This window comes from Massilia cavernae (genome assembly GCF_003590855.1).
Classification (GTDB): domain Bacteria; phylum Pseudomonadota; class Gammaproteobacteria; order Burkholderiales; family Burkholderiaceae_D; genus Telluria_A; species Telluria_A cavernae.
The window spans coordinates 1-6,377 of sequence record NZ_QYUP01000022.1 but is presented as its reverse complement, the minus strand read 5'-3'; the positions used below and the strand labels follow the sequence as shown (position 1 = coordinate 6,377).

The following is a 6,377-nucleotide window of genomic DNA, read 5'->3' as shown; positions in this document are numbered from 1 at the left end:
AAAAAAAAGCGTGCGGCTTCGCCGCTCGAACCCCAAAACCCGGCCTAGCCACCAACCGATCCAGATTGTTTGCAAAACAGATCACGCCTAAAAAAACAGCAACAGCGACTTCGGCCAAACTGCAAATTTTTCAACGTTACCGATTTCTGAAGACAAAAAACCGGCGCTACGCGCCGGTCCGTCTGTGTATAAGTCACTGCATATCCACAGGATGAGATGTGCAGAAGCCACCTGCTTGTGCAGAACTCGTTTTTTATCCACCAACCATCCTTCGTAGATACAATGATTGTTCAGCTGGTTCTGAATCGCGTAAACCACTGAGCACAAAGATGTAAACCGACTTATCCACACAAAAAGCCGCGTTTACTATCACTACTATTTTTGTATACATACTTACTATGTAAACCAAGAGAAGAAGCGGAACTTCGGGGACAAGCTGGAAAACCCCGAAAAACCGGTCTTCCAGAACAAAAAATCCGGGAAAATCATGCGCTTAGGGATCATCAGTGCTTTGCACGAAGAACAGCAGGGACTCGTGGACGCCATGGAAGGGGCCTCCACGCTCATCCATGGCATGAGGGACTACACCCATGGGAAACTCTTCGGAATCGACGCTGTGTGCGTCCTGTCGCGAATTGGGAAGGTTGCAGCTGCCACCACCGCCACCATGCTTGTGGAGAAGTTCGGAGTTACCCACATCCTGTTTACCGGAGTAGCCGGTGCAGGCGATTCCGGTGTCCAGGTTGGCGATATCGTGGTCGCGGAGTCCCTGGTTCAGTACGACATGGACGCCAGTCCCCTGTTTCCTCGCTTTGAAGTGCCGCTGACAGGACAGTCGCACTTCACGTCCGACTCGCATCTGAGCAATGAAGTCGCGTCCGCAGTGCATCACTTCCTGGACCGGGACTTCGACAAGGCCATCGACGCTGCTGAAAGACAGGTTTTTCGCTTGAAGCGACCGCGGGTCCATCGCGGGCTGATCGGCAGCGGCGACCGTTTTGTCAGCTGCCGTACGCACTTGTCCGAAATTAATGCGGGTTTACCGGGTTTGCTCGCTGTGGAAATGGAGGGTGCGGCGGTGGCCCAGGTCTGTTTCGAGCTGGGCGTGCCGTTTGCGGTCATCCGGACGATTTCGGACAACGCAAATGAAGACGCGGCCACCGATTTCATGCGTTTCGTGAAATCGGTAGCCGCGCGTTATGCTTTTCATATCGTCAAGCGCTACTGCCTGACGGTCAGCGAAGGCGTTCAGCCCAGCATGGAGTCCGCTGGCGTGTAGTCGTAGCCAAGATCCTGCGCCACCGCGGCGTAGGTAACCTTGCCCTGGGCGACATTCAGGCCGTTCTTCAGGTGCGGATCGTCCGCCAGCGCCTTTTTCCAGCCCTTGGTGGCCAGCGCCACTGCATGGCCGATGGTGGCGTTGTTCAGCGCGAAGGTCGACGTACGGGCCACTGCGCCCGGCATGTTGGCGACGCAGTAGTGGATAACGCCATCGACCACGTAGGTCGGATCGGCATGGGTGGTCGGATGCGAGGTTTCAAAGCAGCCACCCTGGTCGATCGCCACATCGACGACGACCGCGCCCTTCTTCATCCGCGAAATCATATCTCGTGTAACCAGCTTCGGCGCCGCTGCGCCCGGAACCAGCACGCCGCCGATTACCAGGTCGGCCGTCAGCACCGCTTCCTCGATCGAATGCGCGTTGGAGAACACCGTCGAAATGCGGTTGCCATAGACGAGGTCCAGCTGGCGCAGGCGGTCGACGTTCTTGTCGAGGACCGTCACGCGCGCACCGGTGCCGACGGCCATCTGCATGGCGTTGGTGCCGACCACGCCGGCGCCGATGATGACGACATGGCCCGGAGCCACGCCAGGTACACCGCCAAGCAGCAGGCCCATGCCGCCCTTGGATTTTTCAAGATGGGAAGCGCCGGCCTGGATCGACATGCGGCCAGCCACTTCGGACATCGGCGCAAGCAGCGGCAAGCCGCCGCCAGGACCGGTGATGGTTTCGTAAGCGATGCAGATGGCGCCGGATTTGACCAGCGCTGCGGTCTGATCCGGATCAGGAGCGAGGTGGAGGTAGGTATAGAGGATCTGGCCGTCGCGCAGCATGGCGCATTCTTCTGGTTGCGGTTCCTTGACCTTGACGATCATATCGGCCCGCGCGAAGACTTCCTGCGCGGTGTCGACCATGGAGGCTCCCGCGGCGACGTACTGCTCGTCGGTCAGGCCGATTTCGCCGCCTGCGTTTTTCTGGACCAGCACTTCGTGTCCGCGCTGGGTAAGTTCGCGGACACTGGGAGGTGTGAGGCCAACCCGAAACTCGTTATTCTTAATCTCTTTTGGAACGCCTACTATCATGTAATGATCCTCCAAGGTTAACAACACTACAGCTCGGGTTTGTACCCGTTTTTTACATCCTCATGGTATTACAGACCCAAAGTCATCAAGCTTGCGTTACCGCCAGCGGCTGTCGTGTTCACGCAGACTGCGCGTTCCGCCACCAGGCGCCACAGTGGGATCGCGCCGTCGGCGGTGGTTTCGATTACGCCCACAATAGCACCAGTTCGCGCCGCCAGCGCGGGACGCACGCTGCTCGCCAAGCCAGGTTCAACCAGTGCGATCTGGAACTCTTGGCTGCAGTCCTCTACCTTGCTTACGACCTCGATGCGATCCGCCACTTCCGGCGGCAGGCCTTCAGGAACCACCTGGCCGACGACAACCGCGCGGTTGCCGGTTGCGAGCACTGCCGCCAGCTGGTTCAGCAAGACCGGCGCGCTTGACGCCGCGCACAGGACTACGCCGCGCGAGAAGAAGGACAGCGTATTCTTTTCGCCGGTAGGTCCCGGCAGCGCCAGTGTCGATCCCAGCAAAGTCGTGCGCATGTACTTTTCAGCCAGCGCCACCGTGCCTTCGTGGCCGTTGCCCTTTGCCCAGACCTCCAGCGCATCCACGCCAGGCGTCGCATGGCGATGGTGCCGGAGCAGCGTCGTCGCGTCGCGCTGCAGGCGCTTCAGGTACAGCGGGCCGCCTGCTTTCGGGCCGGTGCCGGATTTGCCTTCGCCGCCAAACGGCTGCACGCCGACCACCGCGCCAACGATGTTCCGGTTGACGTAGATATTGCCCACGTGAGCGCGCGAGACGATGAAGTCGATGGTTTCGTCGATGCGCGAGTGGATGCCCAGCGTCAGGCCATAGCCGGTGGCGTTGATCGAGTCGATCACCTTCGGCAGGTCGGAACGGCGGTAGCGGATCACGTGCAGCACGGGGCCGAACACTTCATGTTCGAGTTCCGACAGCGAGCCGATTTCCAACACGGTCGGCGCCACAAAGGTGCCGGCCGCGGCGCCTGGCGCCAGTTCCAGCGAGAAGTGGCTCTTCGCGTGGCGCTGCATGTGCAGGATGTGCGATTGCAGTTTTTCCTGTGCTTCCGCGTCGATCACAGGGCCGATGTCGGTGGCCAGGCGGTCGGGCGCGCCGACGCGCAGTTCCAGCATCGCTCCCTTGAGCATCTTGATGGTCTTGTCGGCGATGTCTTCCTGCAGGAACAGCACGCGCAACGCGGAGCAGCGCTGGCCGGCGCTGTCGAAGGCGGAGCTCATCACGTCCTGGACTACTTGTTCCGGCAGCGCCGACGAGTCGACGATCAGCGCGTTCTGGCCGCCGGTTTCAGCGATCAGCGGGATGTCGACGCCTTCGCGCACCGAGCGCTGGGCCAGGGTCTTGTTGATCAGCTGCGCCACTTCGGTCGAGCCGGTGAAGATGACGCCCTTGACGCGCGCATCGTTGCACAGGCCGGCGCCGACTACTTCGCCGCGGCCAGGCAGGAACTGCAGCGCCGCTTTCGGGATGCCGGCTTCGTGGAACAGTTCAACCGCGCGGTGCGCGATGATCGGGGTTTGTTCGGCCGGCTTTGCCAACACCACGTTGCCCGCGGCGAGTGCAGCCGCAACCTGCCCGGTGAAGATCGCCAGCGGGAAGTTCCATGGGCTGATGCAGGTGACAGGGCCCAGCGCCTGCACGCCTTGCGCGCCGTGGACTTCGGCCGCGTAGTAGCGCAGGAAGTCGACCGCTTCGCGGATCTCGGCGATTGCGTTCGGCAGCGACTTGCCTGCTTCGCGCACGGCCAGCGCCATCAGTTCGTCGCGGTTTGCCTCGAACAGGTCGGCCACGCGCGCGATGATGTCGGCGCGCTGCGCGGCCGGGGTCTGGTTCCACTCCGGTGCGAACGTGGATGCGCGAGCGAGCGCGGTTTCGACGTCGGCGGTCGTCGCTTCACTGACGCGGCCGACGATGTCGTGGTGGTTGGATGGATTTTTTACGTCCGCCCATTCGCTTGCCAACACCGCGCCGTCGATCAAAGGCGCCACCGCGTAGTCACGCCGCTGGGCCAGCGTTTCGCCGACCTGCTGGAGGACGTTTTCGTTGGTCAGGTCGATGCCGGCCGAGTTCTTGCGCTCGAGGCCGAACAATTCCAGCGGCAGCGGGATGCCGGGATGCGGCACGCCGCCCTGCTTGCGCGATTCGTCGAACGGATCGGCGATCAGGGTCTCGATGGCGACTTTCTCGTCGACGATCTGGTTGACGAAGGAGGAGTTGGCGCCGTTTTCCAGCAGGCGGCGCACCAGGTAGGCCAGCAGCGTTTCGTGCGAGCCGACCGGCGCATAGATGCGGGCCGGCTTGCCCAGGTTGTTCGCGCCGACCACCTGGTCGTACAGCGTCTCGCCCATGCCGTGCAGGCACTGGAACTCATAGTCTTCGATGCCCTTTTCCTTCGCCCAGGTGTAGATCACCGACAGCGAGTGCGCATTGTGGGTCGCGAACTGCGAATAGATATGGCTTGAGGCGTCGAGCAGCTTTTTGGCGCAGGTGAGGTAGGACACGTCGGTGTACACCTTGCGGGTATAGACCGGGTAGCCGGGCATGCCGTCGACCTGGGCGCGCTTGATTTCCGCGTCCCAGTAAGCGCCCTTCACCAGGCGCACCATGAATTTGCGGCCGCTGCGCTTGGCCAGGTCGATCAGGTAATCGAGTACGTACGGGCAGCGCTTCTGGTAGGCCTGCACCACGAAGCCGATGCCGTCGAAGCCGGCCAGTTCAGGGTCGAAGGCCATAGCTTCCATCATGTCGAGCGAAATCTCGAGACGGTCGGCTTCCTCGGCATCGATGTTCAGGCCGATGTTGTACTTCTTGGCCAGCAGGACCAGCGTGCGCACGCGCGGCAGCAGCTCCTGCATCACGCGGGCATGCTGGGCGCGGCAGTAGCGCGGGTGCAGCGCCGACAGCTTGATCGAAATGCCCGGGCCATCCTTGATGCCGCGGCCGTTCGAGGCCTTGCCGATCGCGTGGATCGCGTTTTCGTAAGAGGCGTAGTAGTTGCGCGCGTCCGCTTCGGTCAGCGCGGCTTCGCCCAGCATGTCGTAGGAATAGCGGTAGCCGCGCGCTTCGTTGTCGCGGCTGTTCTTCAGCGCTTCGTCGATGGTCTGGCCGGTGACGAACTGGTTACCCAGCATGCGCATGGCCATGTCCACGCCCTTGCGGATCAGCGGTTCGCCGCCTTTGCCGATCAGGCGGGTCAGCGCCGAGCCCAGGCTGTTTTCGCTGCTGGTCGACACCAGCTTGCCGGTGATGAGCAGGCCCCAGGTGGCCGCGTTGACGAACAGCGAAGGCGATTCGCCCAGGTGTTTACGCCAGTCGCCCTTGCTGATCTTGTCGGCGATGAGGCGGTCGGCGGTCTGACTGTCGGGAATGCGCAACAGTGCTTCGGCCAGGCACATCAGCGCCACGCCTTCTTCCGACGACAGCGAAAACTCGTGCATCAGGGCATCGACGCCGGACGAACGGGTGCGCTTTTCGCGTACCGCGGACACCAGTTTTTGCGCCAGCGGAGCGGCCGCCGGGCTCGGTGTCGCACCCTGGTCCAGCAGCCACTGCACGGCTTCGGTTTCATCGCGGCGATACGCGCCAGTAATGGCGGCGCGCAATGGCGACTGGTCGCGCTTGACCTCGGTCCCGAGGGCCGCGAAAGGGATGAAGGAGGTCGCCGAAGGTGCAGCAGTAGACATGAGTTGCTCTTTGAAAAAAGTAGGTGAAGATGTGAAAGCGCGCAGCTATCGCACCTGACTTCGACGCGAAGGCGGTGGATTAGATGCGCGGGAATTTGATTCGATTGTAGATGTAAATCTTCTGGATTAATTCTGGTAATACAGAACACTAGCCATAGATTGTTTTTAATGAGAGAATCTAACCAAATATTATTAACTTGGAGACGATTCACATGCTGGACAAGATTAGTAAGAAAATACTTGCAGAGCTACAAAATGATGGGCGCATCAGTAATGTCGAGCTCGCTGCCCGCGTCAACCTGTCGCCGG

Annotated in this window: 5 protein-coding genes; 3 read left to right on the top strand and 2 right to left on the bottom strand. The window is 61.0% G+C overall.

Annotated features, from left to right (window positions below; translation table 11 throughout):
* Together D3872_RS25930 and D3872_RS02720 are read left to right on the top strand one after the other, a co-directional pair.
* A partial coding sequence (locus D3872_RS25930) for a hypothetical protein (RefSeq protein WP_220476867.1) occupies nt 1-215 on the top strand: 215 nt, incomplete at its 5' end.
* A gap of 272 nt (nt 216-487) precedes the next feature.
* The gene (locus tag D3872_RS02720; RefSeq protein ID WP_119809365.1) at nt 488-1,279 is read left to right on the top strand and encodes a 5'-methylthioadenosine/adenosylhomocysteine nucleosidase; all 792 of its coding nucleotides are present in this window, start codon (nt 488-490) and stop codon (nt 1,277-1,279) included.
* Here D3872_RS02720 and ald read toward each other — a convergent pair.
* Entirely contained in the window at nt 1,249-2,364 is a 1,116-nt protein-coding gene (gene ald / locus D3872_RS02715) for an alanine dehydrogenase (RefSeq protein WP_119809364.1), read from the bottom strand. The genes D3872_RS02720 and ald overlap by 31 nt on opposite strands.
* Nucleotides 2,365-2,432: 68 nt before the next feature.
* The gene (gene putA, locus D3872_RS02710; protein ID WP_119809363.1) at nt 2,433-6,068 is read right to left on the bottom strand and encodes a trifunctional transcriptional regulator/proline dehydrogenase/L-glutamate gamma-semialdehyde dehydrogenase; all 3,636 of its coding nucleotides are present in this window, start codon (nt 6,066-6,068) and stop codon (nt 2,433-2,435) included.
* 212 nt (nt 6,069-6,280) lie between these two features.
* On the opposite strand from putA, the gene D3872_RS02705 reads away from it, so the two are divergent.
* On the top strand, nt 6,281-6,377 hold a 97-nt coding region (locus D3872_RS02705), incomplete at its 3' end, for an Lrp/AsnC family transcriptional regulator (RefSeq protein WP_119809366.1).